We start from the raw sequence: 14808 nt of genomic DNA on the forward strand, positions 1-14808 counted from the left end.
CTCGCGCCCTGCGGCAGAACAGCGCATCTGATCATGGGCTGACCTGTCGTAGCGGCGCGGACCCGGGCGTCACCGATATCAGTCGGCCGGCTGGCCGCTGGCTATTACGGTGTCGCCATGCCCGCCTTCGATGACAGTGTTCGAGGAACGCATCCCGAGGACTACCAGCTCCTGATCAACGGGCACGTCCATTTCTACCGCCACCGGTGGGCACTTGATCGGCTCCAAGCCGACCTCGGCTCGCTGGGCTACGTGTTGATCACCGCCGACCTGTCCTCCTGCAAGGATCCCAATGCTGTCCGAAAGGCTGTCATCTCAGCCACTCCTGGCTGGCCCGAAGGTTACGGCCGGGGAAGTTGGGCCGGCTTCATCGATGGCCTCACCGACCATCTGCTCAACGCGGACCGACACCAAGTTGTCCTGACCCTTGCCTGCTGGGGCCAAGCGCACCGTACGCGCGGGACTGAAGCGTGGGCGCTTCTCGACCACCTCGCCGGCGCCGGCCGATGGCATCTGCTGTTCGGCCGTCAACTCATCTGCTTGATCGAGAACGACGATCCCGATCTTGAACTGCCAGCGTTCGGCGCCGAGTACGCGGGCTGGAATCGTCATGAATGGTTCGATAGACATCGCCGGGGAGAGATTGTGCCGCCCTGGATCGAGATCAGCGGAATCGAAGATGATTCCTTGTCTCCACGCACTGTCATCGGCACGAGCGCGCAACCGGCGAGCCAGGCTGACGCTTGCACCGCGTGACGGGTCCCGGTGGTCCGCCGCGCACTGACGGCGGCCGCTCGGTGCGTTCTGGAGCCCCCTTCTCGGCGAGCGCGGCACCAGATCGGCAGCGCCATGATGTTCTGGTTCAGATGGCACTGGCCTTGAGGCAGCGTGACTGTTCAGCGGGAGTCCCGGATGCAGAGTCGCAGGGTAATGGTTGCTCGGGCTGCGGGGTTCGAGATCGACGACGCGGATGAGGTGGTCGAGGCGGGCTTCGCTGAAGAGCCCGATGGGTCGGGCTTTGCGCTGATGTTTCAACGCACTGACTACGAGCCCGATGAGCAGGACGTCCGTTTTGGTTTCGACACCTACTGCCTCACCACGGGCGACGGCCGAACCCATTACGGTGGGCTTCGCTCAGCGAAGCTGGCTGGCGCGGATCTGACCTTGACGATATCGCCAGACGCCTCCGCGACCATCGGTGTAGCTGAAGTCAGCACCATCACGCTCGACGTTGATGCTGATTCTCTTGCGGCCTTCCGCGATGGACTGCCCCAAGTCGTGAACTGGGGTAGGGATTCCGAGATTCCGGCTCTCAGCGGCTTTTAGACAGTCATCGCCGGGACCTTTCACCGGTTCCAGCCCTTCGCGGCTGACGCACTGTCATCGGCATAAGCGCGTGTCCGGGTCGACCAGCCTGCATCACGCTGAGTGACAATGCAGCGCTGACCGCCGCACGCTCGGCAGCAGATCCGGATGGTGGTAGCCACTATGCCAGGATGAGGCATGGGTCATCAGCCCGAGCATTCAGAGTCGTTCGCCGGCCTGGTCCGTGCAGCGGAGTCGGACGGCTCCGACCGACAGCATGCTGCTGGGGTATGGCCGCGCCCCATCAGCGACGGCCGCTGGATCGACGATCGTGGGATCCATTGGCAGATCCGTGGGCGAGAGCTCGAACCCGCCGGTCCTCCGCTGCGACGCCTCCTGAAGCGCGCCGATCTCCGCTTTCTGCATGCCTACGGCGCCCATCCACGCGAGGTTTCCGGACGGGAAAGTGAAGCACTACTAGAGCGAGTAGGGCGCTTCGCTGCCGGCGACGTTCCTGCCCATAGTGCCTTCCGGCTGGCCGAGTTCCGAAGTAACGATCGACAGGCCATGCTCGTCATCGAAGAAGCGTGCTGAACGTCCGGATCTCGGCACGAGCGTGCGCCGGCCAACTGGGTTGACGTGACGCTGTGTGACGTCCCCGGTCAGCGGGCCGCGCGCTCGGCGGTAGAAGCGGATGCGCGAGCGCGCGCCGTAATCTGAATCTGAGCTGCTTTACCTGACTCATTTGGCGATCTTCTGGCGGGCGGCGTTCGTGGTAGTAAGGAGTCTTTCGTCCGCGCGCATCTCGGCGTCGTCGTCACCGATGTCCATTCCGGCTCGGTGCCGGGAGGCCACGAATCGATCGAGTCGGTCGAGTACCGGCCGCGCGTGCGACCCCATCGTGGCGAGGACCCGCAGCGCCTTGGGCCCGTACAGGTCGTTGGACAGGTACTGCGGGAGAGCCTCCAGCAGTTCAGCGGCTACCGCGGGACCTTCGTGGAGCCATAATGCGCCGGCCGATTCCAGCTGCCCGAGTCCGGGAGTCCGGAACAGGCTCCGCAGCTGCTTGTGCTGACGGGTCGTGAGCCCGCCGTGCTCGGCCAGCCAGCTCAATAGCGCGGCCCCAATTCGGCTCTGTCGAAGTTCCTCCGGCCGGCCATCGAGATACTGTTCGGCCACCGCCCGGTCCGACGTGACTTGCAGAAGGGCGAGCGTCGCGCCTTGCGTTGGGTACTGGCGCAGCGGCGCGGCCGCGGCTGCGGCGGCCGACCCGATCCGTCCCAGGACGTAGATCGTGCAGTCTGGAGTGTCGTTCTCGGCCCCTTCGAGTCTGGCGATGAGTTCCGGCACCGCGGCAGCAGCGGCCGGGCCGAACGCGGCTAGTACCCGCATCGGCAGTGCAGGCTCGGACGAATCCGGCAGCGTGGCCAGGATTTGCCGGGCGGCGGCCACCGGCGCCTCGGGCTCGGCGCCCGCCCGGGCGACCGCCTTGAACGCCTCAGCCAGGCGGGGCTCGTCGCTGCCGGAGAGCAACAGGCGGACCAAACGCGGCACCGCCCGGTGGTCGCCGACGCTACCCAGCGCGGTCGCGGCTACCGCACCAAGCTCAGGGTCCTGCAGTACCGCGGCCAGTTCGTCGGCGGCCAGACGGGACGCGGTCAAGGACGCCGCCACCGCGTGCAGCGCCGCCGACCGTACCTCGGGAATCTCATCGTGTAGGAGGCCGGTCAGTATCGGCGTCACCCGGCTGGGTGCGGCGCGCCACTGACGCATCGCCGCGAGCGCCATCCGTATGCCTTCGAGCCGGACCTGTGGACGCTCGACCCAGTTCGCCAGCCCTTCGGCCCAGGCGCAGCAGTCGTGCTCTCGATCGAGGTCGGTCAGCGTCCGCGCCCAGCGTTCACCTGCGGTCACCGAAAGGCGGGACCCTGGCGCGTTCAGGACTCCGGCGCACAGTTCGAGGTCGGCGCGGATCGCGGCGTCCAGCGCCGACCAGGCCGCCGGGTCGTCTCCGCTGACGATTGCGATGTTGGCCAGTAGCCGGATGGCCGGAACGGGATCCGACCGTAGACGTTGCAGGATGGCTTGATGCTGCGCGACCCGGTGCCACGGAATGGCATCCACAAGGGCGATCCGGACCACCGGATCGGTCGAGGCGTCCAACGCCGCCATGGCCCGCTCAGGTTCGGCGGTGTCGACGAGTAGGTCCGCCGCGGTGCGCCGTACTTGCGGATCTACGTCGTTCAGGGCCGACTCGGCGGCGTCTGCCGCCAGGAGCCAGTGGGGATTCTGGAAGCACAACTCGTGCAGCAGTTCGAAGATGGTCCGCCGAGTTGACAGACGGCGGTCGGTCGTGAAGGTCACCAGGCGCCGGGCCATCGGCCCGTCCCGGTCGGCCTTGACCCAGTAGAAGATGTGTGATCGCACATCGCTGCCGGGGACCAGAACATCACCCGAGACGATGCCGGCTTCCAGCCATCCCCAGTCGCCCAACGGCGACACCGGGGCCGGGCCCTTCACTGTGCGAGGCGCTGGGCGCCCTTCCAGTACGTCATGAACCTGATCTTCGCTCACCAGCATTCCAGCGCGCAACGCGTATCCGACCTCATCGGCGTCGCCTCCCGCGACGCGATCCTGTCCGCCGCCAAGAAATAGGGCGCGGCCGCCGTGCAACCCTTGTCGGCCAGCACGGGCCCGGCCGGCATCGAGGCTGCTCACCCGCACCCGGCGCAGAACCGGGATTGAATCGAGCGCTGGGCGGGGCGGCAAACGGCATGGATCGATGGAAAGGTTGGCATCACTGTCGATCCGATCTGGAGTGAGATCTTGCGTTCATCCCCCCGCCGGCTGGCTGCCCTCGTGGCCGCCTGCCTGCTCGTGCCCGCCCTCGCCGTGGCCACTGCCGGCACGGCAGCCGAAGCCGCCTGCTCGACGCCGTCGACGGTGCCCGGCTCGCCCTCGTTCCCGTACGCGGCCGGGCCCGTCGTGGCCGTCGCCGGTGGGAAGGAGCCGGTCACCGCTGGGCCCGGGAACACGACCGACCCGGCGAAGATCGCCTGGCGGCCTTTCACGTTCGGCGCCGATGTGGTCAAGCGGGACGCGTCCGGCAACGACGTGAAGTCGCGCGCGATCACCATGGTCTATCAGAAGGACTTCGACGGCGGGTCGGCCGCGAATCCGTACCAGGCAATGGTCAGCACCGACTCAGGCGCGACCTTCTCGAACCGCTCGTTCAGCACCGACCAGCTGAAGGACATGGGCGAGGTCGGCCAGCTCAACGACGGTCGGCTGCTCGCGGTGAACTTCGTCGTGCAGCACGGCGCGGTCCCGGGCACTACTGGGCAGTACTACGTCAAACTTCGGCTCTCCGAGGACAAGGGCGCCACCTGGGATGGCGCAAACTGGGATGGCGCGCTGGAGCCGAGCGCGGTCCTGCACTACCCGTCGAGCGGGTACACGGTCGGCAGCTTCCTGGGCATGTCGGCGGCGGGCCGGCCGATCCAGAAGGCCGACGGCACGATCGTGATCCCGGTGTACGTCAGGGTCAAGGACACCACCGCGGCGCAGACCTTGCACTCGTACTTCGCCGCGCTGACCTACACGCCGACGATGGGCGCCGACGGCCGGTACAGCACGACCGGCTGGGTCTTCACCATGGTCCCGCTGCTGGCGAGCGCGGCCGACGACTACACCGAGGGCGCGGTCGCCGAGCTGCAGGACGGCCGGCTGCTCGCGGTCGTGCGCGGCGAGGTGCGGGGTTCGAGCACGCTCGACCCGCGGCTGAACTACGCGATCGTGGGTCCGGGCGGGACCGAGACCGGCCTGATCTCGTTCGCTGACAAGGCGGGCTGCCCGGTCAACGGCGTCCTGCCGCAGCTGACCCGGCTCGCGAACGGCACGCTGGTGCTGGGCAGCGGCCGCCCGGACAACTTCGTGGCGATCGCCACCGACGAGACCGGCAAGGTCTGGTCGAACGAGACGACCACGTGGAAGAACCGGGCCAGCGGCTCCGGCGCGAACTGGGTGTACGGCTCGTCGGGCTACACCTCCCTCGAACCGGTCGCCGGGAACCAGGTGCTCCACTTCGTCGACAACTGCCAGGGCCCGAACGGCGGGCGCAAGAACGGGTGCGCGGGTGCCTACACGTACACCACCAACAACGTGTATCGGATTGAATCGCGCACGGTCGACGTGCTGCCGGCCGAGACCGGGCGGATCGACATCGCGGGCCGGCTGCGTCACGGGACGGCGCACCTGACCACGAACATGACGAGCACGCCGCCGGCGAAGGTGACCGGGCCGACGACGCCGTACGGCTCCGCGCCGTCCGCGGCCGACGCCACCAGCACCGACTACTGGTCACGGGCCGAAGGCGCGGTCGACGGCAGCACCGCGTTCTGGTCGGGCGCGCTGGCCGACGGGGACGGCTCCTACCAGCTGGACCTGGGCCGTACGTACAACCTGACGAAGCTGGGCCTGGCCCTGCTGCCGGGCGCCGCCGCGACCGCCCGGATCTCCACCTCCGCCGACGGCGTGACCTTCGCCCCGGCCACGCTGTCCTACCCGAGCGGTGTCCCGGCCGGTGCGGAGGCCGGCCTGATCAGCACGCCCGGCGACCGGGGCACCCGGTTCTACGGCCTGAACGCCACCGCCCGCTGGATCAGGGTGGAGACCGGCGGCGTGCCGTGCGCCGGAGCCGGCGTACCGGGAAATTGCAGCATGATCAACGAGCTGCAGCTGTTCTCGACGACCGCGTCGGTCGAGGACGAGGTCTCGAGCCCGCGCGGCTTCACCGAGACCGCGTGCGCCCGTGTCAGCCAGCCGGGCATCAACCTGGACCCGAACCACGACAGCCAGTACGCGATCCGCCTCAAGGACATCGCCGGAACCGACGACTCCTACTGCGACGGTGACAAGGTCCAGGGGCGCCTGACCTACCAGGGCGCGGGCACGAAGACCGCCCGTACGCTCCAGGCCCAGGTCTATCCGCATCAGGTGACGACCAGCTTGCTGTTCGACATCAACGGCGCCCGGACCTCGAACGGCACGACCTCGATGGCGTACCGGTTCGGCATCAGCAACGACGCCGCCCACCATTGGATGTACGACAACGGATCCGGCTGGGTGATCTTCACCAACGGCCCGGCCGCGACGATCGACCGGTGGACAACGATCCGGGTGGTGGCCTCGACCACGAGCGCCGCGCTGTACGTCACCGACGCGCAGGGCGCCGAGGTGCTCGTCGGCGCACTGCCCAAGATCGGCGACCCGGTCAGCTCGATCTCGGCCTACACGGTCGCGACCAACGGCTCGCCCACCTTCGGTGACGAGGTCGTCCTCGACGACCTGTCCTTCGAGTAGGTTCCCGAACGGGTAAGAGTGCTGGTCCGGCCGGGGTGACGGCCCGACTGCCGGCTGGTCGGTATGCCGACCAGCCGGCGTGGTGCCGGATGCCCGGGTCGCCCGGTTCATGTTCGGCGCCGGCCATCCGGAAAACGTCTTCGGCCCGCGCAACTACGGAGGTAGCGACTAATGGCGCAGTGCGAGCCCTCGACGAGACGACGACGGTACGGGCGGCGCGGACCTGCTGCCGGCGCAGCCGTAGCTGATGTCGGCCGTCGTCACGCAGGCCGCCGTCAACCTCGGCTGGCAGGTTACCGACTTCGACCATGAGTGGGCGGACCTCGGCGCGTTCCTGGACACCGGGCTCGGGCTCGGGCCGATGAGCGGCTTTCTCCGTACCGACGAGCAGAGCCGCGTCGAGTCGGTCTCGATGAATCTCATGTGCGCCGGCCAACTTGGTCGGCGTGACACTGCGTGACGGCCTCCATCAGTGCGCCGCGCTCGGCGGCTACGCGAACAGGGGTTCAACATCCGGTCGGCCGACAGAAGAAAGCCTGACACACCAGTCGCGGGCGGAGGGGCGAAGTCCTGTGAAAGCTCGTCCCGACCCCCACACTTCTCCACCGGCACACGACTCGCGGCAGAGGACCGCGTCAACTGGTGAGCCCACATGCGGCATCATCGTTGAATGCACGATTTGGTGACGTTGAACGGCCAGTGGTGGGACTGGCAGGTAGATCGGTGGGACGTTTCCGAGTTCCGCCTCATAGCGGACAACGACCTGACCTACCACCACAGCGTCGCGGTCACCTTCACGGACGTCGCCTGGGTCTCCTGCGCTGATCTGTTTCACCACCCGGTATTTCGATCTCCGAGGATCCCCGAGACCGAGTTCATGCGACAGGTCGCTACCGAGGACGAGCATCACGTGTACGCATGGGATGCCGAAACAGCCACAGGGATCGTTCCGATGATGGTCGTCGCTCGGAGTGCCCGCATCGTGGAGCAGGTTGTCCACCACTGACGCTCGCGCAAGGTAGCAGCGAACCACTACAGAACGCCCGATCGGCGGCAAACGAGGACGTCTTGAGAGCTGCTTCTGTCACGGCTCAGAAGACGGCCTGCCTACATCCCGAGGCTATCCAGCAGCCGCTCCCGCGCAGTACGCAGCCGGTCTGAGTAGTCCGGCATGAGGATCTCGACGAGCGACTTTTCCAACGTTCCAGCGACGGTATACAGCGGCGACCAGACCGCGCGTTCCTCGTTCACCAGGTTGTCGAACGCGGGCGTGCCCATCATTCGGTAGAGCCAGTCGGACAGCACGAGCGCCTGGTCTTTGGTGAGCTTGGCCGCGAGGTCGTCGTCGGGCATCGGCGAAGCGTACTTGTTTCGGGCATGGTGGCCGCGCCGACGCACGAGCGAGACCAGCGGCATGAGAGTGAATCGGCAGGCATTCCCTCGCGCTCAGCCGGCTATTGCATTACAACAGCGCTTCCCGGCTGGTCAGGGGGCAACGTACGGACCAGCGCGCAGTACCTGACCGCCGCTGGCTCATGCTTGCGGCGTGGGCAGGACGATCACCTGGCGCAGGTTGACGTGGCGGGGGCGGGAGACGGTGTACGCCACGAGGTCGGCGACGTCTTCGGAGCGCAGCGCCGGCAGCGCCTGGTACATCTCGCCCACCCGACCGGCGATCTCGGCGTTGTCGATGTGCCCGCTCAGTTCGGTGTCGGTGAGGCCGGGTTCGATGTTGGTCACCCGGACCATTTCCGAGCCCAGTTCGGTACGCAGCGCCGCGGAAAGCTGCGTGACGGCGGCCTTCGTCGCTGCGTAGACCGCGAAGGTCGGGAACATCGCATGCGCGGCGATGGAGGAGACGTTCACCAGATCGGCGGCCCGGCCGGCGGACGCGGCCGCCCGCAGGCCCGGCAGGAACGCGCGGATGATGCGCAGCGGGCCGGTCAGATTGGTATCGATCATGCGGGCCCACTCGTCGTCGCGGCCGTCGGCAATCGGGTTCGGCAGCATCACCCCGGCGGCGTTGACGATGAGGTCAGCGGGCCCGAACGCTGAAGTGACCTGTGCGGTGGCGGCGTTCACCGCGGCGGCGTCGGTGATGTCGGCCGGCACTGCCAGTGCGGTGCCACCCGCAGCTTGAATCTTGGCGGCCAGCTCGTCGAGACGGTCGCGGCGGCGGGCCAGCAGCGCCACCCGGGCGCCGGCGGCGGCGAACAGTTCGGCGGTGGCGGCGCCGATGCCGCTGGCGGCTCCGGTGATGACGGCGGTGCGGTTCTGCAGGTCGTAGCTGTTCATGTCATTCAGCGTGGCCGGGTCCGCGCACGGTAGGCAGGGGCGCGTCGTTACCTGGGTCTGACAGACCTAGGTTAGAGCCGGCCGCGCAAGGCAGAATGACCGTCATGATCGTCCGGGAATCTGAAATCGGCGCGTTCCTGCGCGCACGGCGGGCCGCCGTGCGGCCGGAACAGGTAGGCCTGCCGGTGTTCGGCCGGCGCCGCGTTCCCGGGCTGCGCCGTGAGGAACTGGCGCAGCTTGCTGGAGTGAGCCCGGACTACTACATCCGTCTGGAACAGGGCCGCAGCCGCAACGTCTCGGATGCCGTGCTCGACTCCGTCGCCCGGGTCCTCGGCCTCGACCGGGTCGAGCGGCAGCATCTGTTCAACCTGGCCCGCCCTCGCCCTGCCGAATGCGCGCTGCGGGGTGTGCGTCCAGGTGTGCAGCTGCTGCTGGACCTGATGGAGACCGTGCCGGCGTTCGTCCTCGGCCGGCGGATGGACGTGCTCGCCTTCAACGCGTTGGGCGACGCCGTCAACGGCTTCAGCGCCTGGCCGCTGGAGCGGCGCAACATCGCCCGGCAGGCTTTCCTCGATCCGGCCGCGCGCACCCTCTACCCGCAGTGGGAGGCCGTGGCAGCCGACACTGTCGCGTTCCTGCACCTCGACGCCGGACGGCATCCGGGTGATCCGCTGCTCGCCGCGATGATCGGCGAACTGTCGATCGCCAGCCCCGATTTCGCTCGGCTGTGGGCGGCTCAGCGGGTGCGGGAGAAGACCTCCGGGACCAAGGTGATCCGCCATCCCCTGGTCGGTGAGATGGAGTTCGGATACGAGACACTGGCGCTGCCCGGCGAGGCCGACCAGACGCTGGTGACGTACACCGCCCCCGTCGGCAGCTCCACCCACGAGTTGTTACGGCTGCTGGCCAGCTGGGCCGCCCCGGCACACCCCGAGCCCCACGCCGAACAGCCCGCTGACCAGGCTAAGCCTGATCTTTGACCTCGACCGCGCGTCGAGATCTACCCACTCGTGCTGTTGCCTACGCTCAGACGGCTCGATCCTGCTGCCGTGGCCGTGACCGAGCGCACTCACATCGGCAGATCAGTGAGCCCTTTGGGCGGCTCGGCGCGGCCGGGACGGTCACCGTGGCTGCCCGATGGGCTCGAGCGGTGGACTACACGCTCTCACCGCCACGCAGCTGCAGCTGCTCGCCCTGGCCCGGTTGTTGCTGCGCGCCCCGCCCGTGGTTGTCCTCGACGAGGCCACCGCCGAGGCCGGCAGCGCGGGCGTCCGCGGACCTCGAAGCCGCGGCCGCCGCACTGATCGGCGGCCGCACCTCCATCGTCGTCGTGCAGCGGCTGACCCAGGCCCGCGCGTGCGGCCAGATCGCGGTCCTCGCCGACGGCCGGGTCGCTGAGGTCGGCTCGCACGACGAGCTCCTGGCTCGCGGCGGTACGTACGCCGGGCCATGGGCCCTGTGGGACCGGCAATCCGTCCCGCGGACGCGCGCCGGGTCGTGACCGTGGATCGAACAGCTCACCGGCGGTGGCTGTGGTGGTGATCCTGGTGTTGTGGGCCAGGATCACCTACGACGCGTCCTCGGACAGCCGCACCGGGGTGGCGACGGTGCGGCTGTCCGTCGATCACCACGTCCGGCCGCTACCAGTGACTCCGTGCTCCCCGGTCAGTAGATGTTCCAGCGCTGGTTCCAGGCCCAGCCGCAGTCCCAGACCTGTAGCTTCGCGCCGTCGGTGTGACTGGCGTTGGTGACGTCGAGGCACCGGCCGTCGGACATGTTCTCCAGACGGACCCAGTTCAGGTTCGTGTCACCGGTCTGCTGGGGGATCATGTGGGCGCGCCACTGCTGGTTCTTGCTCGAGTTGTTGCAGGTGTACTGCTGCACCACGTCTCCGTTGTCCAGCGAGCCGTCGAGGCGGCGGTCCAGGCACTTGTTGCTCAGCGCGTTGCGCAGGTGGTAGACGCCCATGCCGGAGTCCTTGTACATGAGGTCGACGTACCAGCGCTGGTTACGCACCTCGTCCTGGTTGCGGTAAATCCACAACTGCGCCTGGGTCATGTTCTCCATCGACCAGCCGGTCATGTCGAGAACCCTGGTCGGCTGATGCTGGTCGGCTTGAGCACGCTGATGTAGATCGGGCCGGCGGCCTGCGCTGCCGCCGGGGCGACGAGCAGGGTGAGCAGGGACAGTGCGACGGTGGCGATCGCGGTGGGCAGTCTGCCGATACGCATGGCTCTCCTCGATAGATCGACTTCGATCACGGTGAGGCTATGAGACGGGCCCGCATCGGACTGTCATCCATCGGACGGCGTCGGATTGCCGTATCGAGAAGGAAGGAGCCCGCCGAGCCGGTGCAGGGTCCGGCGGCGGGGGCCGAAGTTCGACCGGCAAAGCGGTGGTCTGATCATGCGAGGACTCCCGCGGGCACAGGTTGTCGCTGAGCCCGCGGGAGCCGGGTGGGAACCGCTAGGCGTAGGCCTCGGACTCGGCCAGCACGGCCACGAACATGTCGGGCCTGGTTTCCATGTTGGCAACGATCCGGACCCCGTAGGTCGCCACCACCATGTCGATGTCGACGTAGTAGTACGGATCCGCCACCTTCGTGTAGCCCAGGATCACGTGCCGCTGGTAGCCGACGTCTCGCTTGCCCTTGGTGAAGAACTCCCAGCGGAGGTTCGGCGAGCGTTTGATCATCGTGTCGCCGAGGAACAGGCTGATGTCGTTCACGACGGCGTACCAGATGTTCTCGAGTCGGTCGACCCGGGCGTTGCCCTCGACGTTGTCGCGGAACCAGTCGTCCAGCCGCTGAATGCCGTCGTCGCTGTCGTCGAGGGTCACGCCGTTGGCAGCCAGGAGCTGTCCGAGCGAAGCCTTCCGGTCGTTTTTCGCGGCCATCAGCCGGTCGAAGGCTTTACGTGCCTCGCGCCGGGGCAACTCGTGCAGCGGCCGGTTCACGCCAGGATCAAACGGGCTGTACCCGTCCCATGCGACGCTCATCGGATCACGAAGGGAATCTTGGCGTCGTCGAGGGCGTCGCGCAGCGGGCCGGTCGGCCCCTTCGCCCCGGTGAAGGGGCTGGCCCGGAACTCCCAAAGCACATCGTTGACTCGACTCCCCGTCATGTTCAAAAAAGGTAGCGAAACATTTAAGATCATTTATGCCGTGCGGGTTGGGTGAACGGATCGAACTTGCAGCCCGTCGACTGGTTTTGGGAGCGCTCCCACCTCAGCTACCCTGCCGCCCGCGCCTCACCGCGACGGCAGTGGTGCATCTTCGTGCGGTTGAGCGCCTCTTGCGGCTATTGCGCTCGCGGCGGCAAATGCGGTCGTAGAAATGCCAGGATCCCCCGACGCATGAGCCATGCGGGCCAAGGCGGCTGTGGCCTTCTGCGACAACGGACCGGGCAGCCCGGCACCCGATCGGCATTCAGCCGACATGGCTCAGCATGAAGCCCACCGTCGGAATGCCGAACAGCATGGACACGACCGCGAGTTTCGGGATCGTCGGCTCGCGGGTGAGAACCGCGTAGCCGGCGATCAGGAACGGTGCGGTCATCAGCTGGGGGATCAGCGTCGAGCGCGGCAGCAGTTCCCCGTCCGCGGCGCAGAGCATGGGGCACACCAGCGCCGCGGTCCAGAGCAGGATGCCGAGGCGGTACGCGAACCGGGCTCCGAATCGCACCGCGAACGTGGTGTCCCCGACCCTCGAGTCGGCGGTCAGGTCGGTGACCGTGGTCGGCAGGTAGAGCGCCGCCGCGAACAGCACCCCGATCAGCCCGAACCACCATGGGAAGTCCCACGGCGCCCGGGTGATCGACCAGCCCGCGGCCGGTGACACCAGCCCGACGACCAGAGCGTTCACCGCGACGTCCCAGCCCGGCCGCGTCTTCAGGCGCAGCGGCGGCACGCTGTACGCCCAACCGAGCAACAGCACCCCGCCGACCCCGAGCATGAACAGCGGCCCGACCAGCAGCGCTACCCCCGCCGCCGCGAGAGCCATCCCTCGGTACCAGACGCGCAGCCGCGCGGCCGGCAGCGCCCCGGTCACCAGTGGAGCGTTCGCCTTACGCGGATTCTCGCGGTCGCTGGGCAAGTCGTTGAGATCGTTCTGGGCCAGCACGGCACCCCAGACCAGCGGACCGAGCACGAGCAACGCGACCGCGGCCCGGCCGGGGTCAGCAGGAAGCCAGGCGTGGCCGGCCAGCACGGTACCGAGGTAGGCCGGCACCCAGGACACCGGCCAGAACCAGGGCCGGGACACCGCGACGAGTTGAACGACCGGGCTTGCCGTCAGTGTCGTCATGTCCGCATCCTCGATCCGGCCCGCTGTGCCCCGGCTGAGAACGCACCGGGATGGCCGGCAGCATCGCGTCCACGGCCAGGGCGAACGGCATCGGACAATCGATCGCGGTGTCGGCCGGACCAGCGATCAGCGTGCCGCCAGCCATGTCGGGGTCGTACGGGGTGCTCCCGATCCCGCCCGTGAGCGCGCCGCCGGCGTCACCGATGTCGGCCAGGACGGGCGGTTCTCCCCGGAGAAGGGCCGGCGAGCCTTGGCCGATTCCTGATCGCGCCGGAGACACCTGCGCTCATCGCAGGAGCCGTGTGCCTGCCTCCGTCGAGCGATGATGACCCTCCACTTCGCGCGCGGTCCGCGGCATGTTAGTAAGTTGATCAAGGCTGCGTCTCGGACCGCGAAGCTGGCTTTGTGTCAGCGAAGTCGCGTGCGAACCCGACAGGGCCGGAGCCCTTGTTGTCGTCAAGTCCTTCGATCGTGTGCGAGGGTGGGCGGTCATGACCGAAGTGCTCAGGCCGATCGGGTACTGGGACGGACGGGCAGCACCAGATGGGTGGCCCGATGTCTGCGATTTCATCGCGCCCATCGATGGCAAGGTGCGGCAGGTTGTTGCCGATTATTCAAGAGCGGGCAGGGCCTCCGGCCGTGACGGCGGCTGCCGACCAGGCGCACAGCGGCATGAGAGTGAATCTGCCTGATGGGCCTGACCGGCGACGGCCAGCGGCGGAACATGTATGCATCTTGGCGCTTGCCCGCGTCGGTGGACTGGTCACTCACCGGATGGTGATGTGGTGATGTCCGGGTCGCTGTCGTCACGACGGAGGCGCCCCAGTTCCGCGGCGTTCTGGTCGAGTAGCACGAGGGTCGCGCCGTCGAGTCCGGCTCGCCGCGCCGATGACAACCAGCTGCCGACCGGTACGTTGTCGCAGCCCACAAGAGTCGTTATCCCGGTCGTGGCCAACAGCGTGCCCGCCGGGCCCGAGACCCAGCCACCCCCGGAGCCGTTGCACCCGTCCGAGCCCGCCCAGCGGCCGTCGGTGCCGAATGCCAGGTACGGCTGGTTGGGCGGCTTCGGTCCGTCACTGACCGGTACCCATCGGCCGGGCAGATCCTGCCGGACGACCGGCGTCAGACCGGCGGGCAGCACGGCAGGGGGAGCGAAGGATCGGCGGAACTCGGCGGGCACCTCGAAGGATTCCCGGTCGGGTCGCAGCGGCTTTCCGCTGGCAACCAGGTGGGCGATGGTCGCGCCGTCAACGTCGACCAGGACCACGGTGCGGCCGTCGACCCGGTAGCCGGCGGCTTTGTCCAGCCAGGCGACGCGGGTATCCGGGTCGCATCCGTCGGAGCTGCTCATGACATCGGCGATGAACAGGCCCTGAGAATCGGCTTTCCAAGCAGCCTGCAACTCGCCGCAGGTCTGGTAGACCGTGAGTTCTTCCGGGGTCAGACCCACTACCGAGGCGGGTTCTGCGCCAATACCGACCGGCGTCCACATGCCGACCAAGGCGATCGGGTCCGACGGCCCAGAAGGGGAAGGGGGCGGTGCGG

The 14808-nt window shown here is 67.9% G+C and carries 16 protein-coding genes; 7 read left to right on the top strand and 9 right to left on the bottom strand.

The annotated features are described in order from the left end of the window. Positions 1 to 117: 117 nt before the first annotated feature. Together Acy02nite_RS40830 and Acy02nite_RS40835 are read left to right on the top strand one after the other, a co-directional pair. A complete protein-coding gene (locus Acy02nite_RS40830) occupies positions 118 to 756 on the top strand; it encodes a hypothetical protein (protein WP_203754035.1) in 639 nt (212 codons plus the stop codon). Positions 757 to 912: 156 nt separating this feature from the next. After that, the gene (locus tag Acy02nite_RS40835; RefSeq protein ID WP_203754037.1) at positions 913 to 1326 is read left to right on the top strand and encodes an Imm10 family immunity protein; all 414 of its coding nucleotides are present in this window, start codon (positions 913 to 915) and stop codon (positions 1324 to 1326) included. Positions 1327 to 2046: 720 nt separating this feature from the next. Here the strand turns inward: Acy02nite_RS40835 and Acy02nite_RS40840 are convergent. Continuing rightward, positions 2047 to 4023, bottom strand: coding sequence for a hypothetical protein (locus tag Acy02nite_RS40840; protein WP_203754039.1), 1977 nt, complete (start codon positions 4021 to 4023; stop codon positions 2047 to 2049). 108 nt (positions 4024 to 4131) lie between these two features. Here Acy02nite_RS40840 and Acy02nite_RS40845 point away from each other — a divergent pair, with 108 nt between their 5' ends. The 3 genes from Acy02nite_RS40845 to Acy02nite_RS40855 all read left to right on the top strand — a co-directional run bounded on the left by Acy02nite_RS40845 (position 4132) and on the right by Acy02nite_RS40855 (position 7672). Then, entirely contained in the window at positions 4132 to 6666 is a 2535-nt protein-coding gene (locus Acy02nite_RS40845; RefSeq protein ID WP_203754041.1) for a hypothetical protein, read from the top strand. Positions 6667 to 6913: 247 nt separating this feature from the next. Continuing rightward, positions 6914 to 7126: a hypothetical protein gene (locus tag Acy02nite_RS40850; RefSeq protein WP_203754044.1), complete on the top strand. Its 213-nt coding sequence runs from the start codon at positions 6914 to 6916 to the stop codon at positions 7124 to 7126. Between the two features lie 210 nt (positions 7127 to 7336). Then, positions 7337 to 7672 (top strand): hypothetical protein, encoded by a 336-nt coding sequence (locus tag Acy02nite_RS40855; protein WP_203754047.1) that lies wholly within the window; start codon positions 7337 to 7339, stop codon positions 7670 to 7672. Positions 7673 to 7773: 101 nt separating this feature from the next. Here the strand turns inward: Acy02nite_RS40855 and Acy02nite_RS40860 are convergent, their stop codons facing one another. Both Acy02nite_RS40860 and Acy02nite_RS40865 read right to left on the bottom strand, forming a co-directional pair. Further along, positions 7774 to 8019 carry a hypothetical protein gene (locus tag Acy02nite_RS40860; RefSeq protein ID WP_203754049.1) on the bottom strand — a complete coding sequence of 82 codons (246 nt, stop codon included), beginning with the start codon at positions 8017 to 8019 and terminating at the stop codon, positions 7774 to 7776. A gap of 180 nt (positions 8020 to 8199) precedes the next feature. After that, the gene (locus Acy02nite_RS40865) at positions 8200 to 8961 is read right to left on the bottom strand and encodes an SDR family oxidoreductase (protein ID WP_203754051.1); all 762 of its coding nucleotides are present in this window, start codon (positions 8959 to 8961) and stop codon (positions 8200 to 8202) included. A gap of 104 nt (positions 8962 to 9065) precedes the next feature. Here Acy02nite_RS40865 and Acy02nite_RS40870 point away from each other — a divergent pair, with 104 nt between their 5' ends. Together Acy02nite_RS40870 and Acy02nite_RS40875 are read left to right on the top strand one after the other, a co-directional pair. After that, a complete protein-coding gene (locus tag Acy02nite_RS40870) occupies positions 9066 to 9941 on the top strand; it encodes a helix-turn-helix transcriptional regulator (RefSeq protein WP_203754053.1) in 876 nt (291 codons plus the stop codon). Positions 9942 to 10291: 350 nt separating this feature from the next. Further along, positions 10292 to 10462 carry a hypothetical protein gene (locus Acy02nite_RS40875; RefSeq protein WP_203754055.1) on the top strand — a complete coding sequence of 57 codons (171 nt, stop codon included), beginning with the start codon at positions 10292 to 10294 and terminating at the stop codon, positions 10460 to 10462. 164 nt (positions 10463 to 10626) lie between these two features. On the opposite strand, the gene Acy02nite_RS40880 is transcribed toward Acy02nite_RS40875, so the two are convergent. The 6 genes from Acy02nite_RS40880 to Acy02nite_RS40900 all read right to left on the bottom strand — a co-directional run. Beyond that, positions 10627 to 11043 carry an RICIN domain-containing protein gene (locus Acy02nite_RS40880; RefSeq protein ID WP_203754057.1) on the bottom strand — a complete coding sequence of 139 codons (417 nt, stop codon included), beginning with the start codon at positions 11041 to 11043 and terminating at the stop codon, positions 10627 to 10629. After that, positions 11040 to 11192, bottom strand: a complete 153-nt coding sequence (locus Acy02nite_RS40885) for a hypothetical protein (protein WP_203754059.1) — start codon at positions 11190 to 11192, stop codon at positions 11040 to 11042. The genes Acy02nite_RS40880 and Acy02nite_RS40885 overlap by 4 nt, the downstream gene beginning before the upstream one ends. Before the next feature lie 235 nt (positions 11193 to 11427). After that, on the bottom strand, positions 11428 to 11916 hold the full coding sequence (locus Acy02nite_RS40890; protein ID WP_203754062.1) for a hypothetical protein: 489 nt from the start codon (positions 11914 to 11916) through the stop codon (positions 11428 to 11430). A gap of 38 nt (positions 11917 to 11954) precedes the next feature. Next, positions 11955 to 12083, bottom strand: coding sequence for a hypothetical protein (locus Acy02nite_RS47380; protein ID WP_264653406.1), 129 nt, complete (start codon positions 12081 to 12083; stop codon positions 11955 to 11957). Between the two features lie 304 nt (positions 12084 to 12387). Next, on the bottom strand, positions 12388 to 13263 hold the full coding sequence (locus Acy02nite_RS40895) for a UbiA prenyltransferase family protein (protein WP_203754065.1): 876 nt from the start codon (positions 13261 to 13263) through the stop codon (positions 12388 to 12390). Positions 13264 to 14026: 763 nt separating this feature from the next. After that, positions 14027 to 14808, bottom strand: a 782-nt coding sequence (locus Acy02nite_RS40900) for an META domain-containing protein (protein ID WP_203754068.1), incomplete at its 5' end; no start/stop codon positions are given.

It is taken from the genome of Actinoplanes cyaneus, from assembly GCF_016862095.1.
In the GTDB taxonomy this organism is placed as follows: Bacteria; Actinomycetota; Actinomycetes; order Mycobacteriales; family Micromonosporaceae; genus Actinoplanes; species Actinoplanes cyaneus.

What these genes read in the sequence shown, in the direction of transcription:
- Acy02nite_RS40835 (WP_203754037.1), top strand. Translation starts at nt 913, where the DNA reads ATGCAGAGTCGCAGGGTAATGGTTGCTCGGGCTGCGGGGTTCGAGATC.
- Acy02nite_RS40850 (WP_203754044.1), top strand. Translation starts at nt 6,914, where the DNA reads ATGTCGGCCGTCGTCACGCAGGCCGCCGTCAACCTCGGCTGGCAGGTT.
- Acy02nite_RS40865 (WP_203754051.1), bottom strand. Translation starts at nt 8,961, where the DNA reads ATGAACAGCTACGACCTGCAGAACCGCACCGCCGTCATCACCGGAGCC.
- Acy02nite_RS40860 (WP_203754049.1), bottom strand. Translation starts at nt 8,019, where the DNA reads ATGCCCGACGACGACCTCGCGGCCAAGCTCACCAAAGACCAGGCGCTC.
- Acy02nite_RS40885 (WP_203754059.1), bottom strand. Translation starts at nt 11,192, where the DNA reads ATGCGTATCGGCAGACTGCCCACCGCGATCGCCACCGTCGCACTGTCC.
- Acy02nite_RS40870 (WP_203754053.1), top strand. Translation starts at nt 9,066, where the DNA reads ATGATCGTCCGGGAATCTGAAATCGGCGCGTTCCTGCGCGCACGGCGG.
- Acy02nite_RS47380 (WP_264653406.1), bottom strand. Translation starts at nt 12,083, where the DNA reads ATGACGGGGAGTCGAGTCAACGATGTGCTTTGGGAGTTCCGGGCCAGC.
- Acy02nite_RS40880 (WP_203754057.1), bottom strand. Translation starts at nt 11,043, where the DNA reads ATGACCGGCTGGTCGATGGAGAACATGACCCAGGCGCAGTTGTGGATT.
- Acy02nite_RS40855 (WP_203754047.1), top strand. Translation starts at nt 7,337, where the DNA reads ATGCACGATTTGGTGACGTTGAACGGCCAGTGGTGGGACTGGCAGGTA.
- Acy02nite_RS40895 (WP_203754065.1), bottom strand. Translation starts at nt 13,263, where the DNA reads ATGACGACACTGACGGCAAGCCCGGTCGTTCAACTCGTCGCGGTGTCC.
- Acy02nite_RS40830 (WP_203754035.1), top strand. Translation starts at nt 118, where the DNA reads ATGCCCGCCTTCGATGACAGTGTTCGAGGAACGCATCCCGAGGACTAC.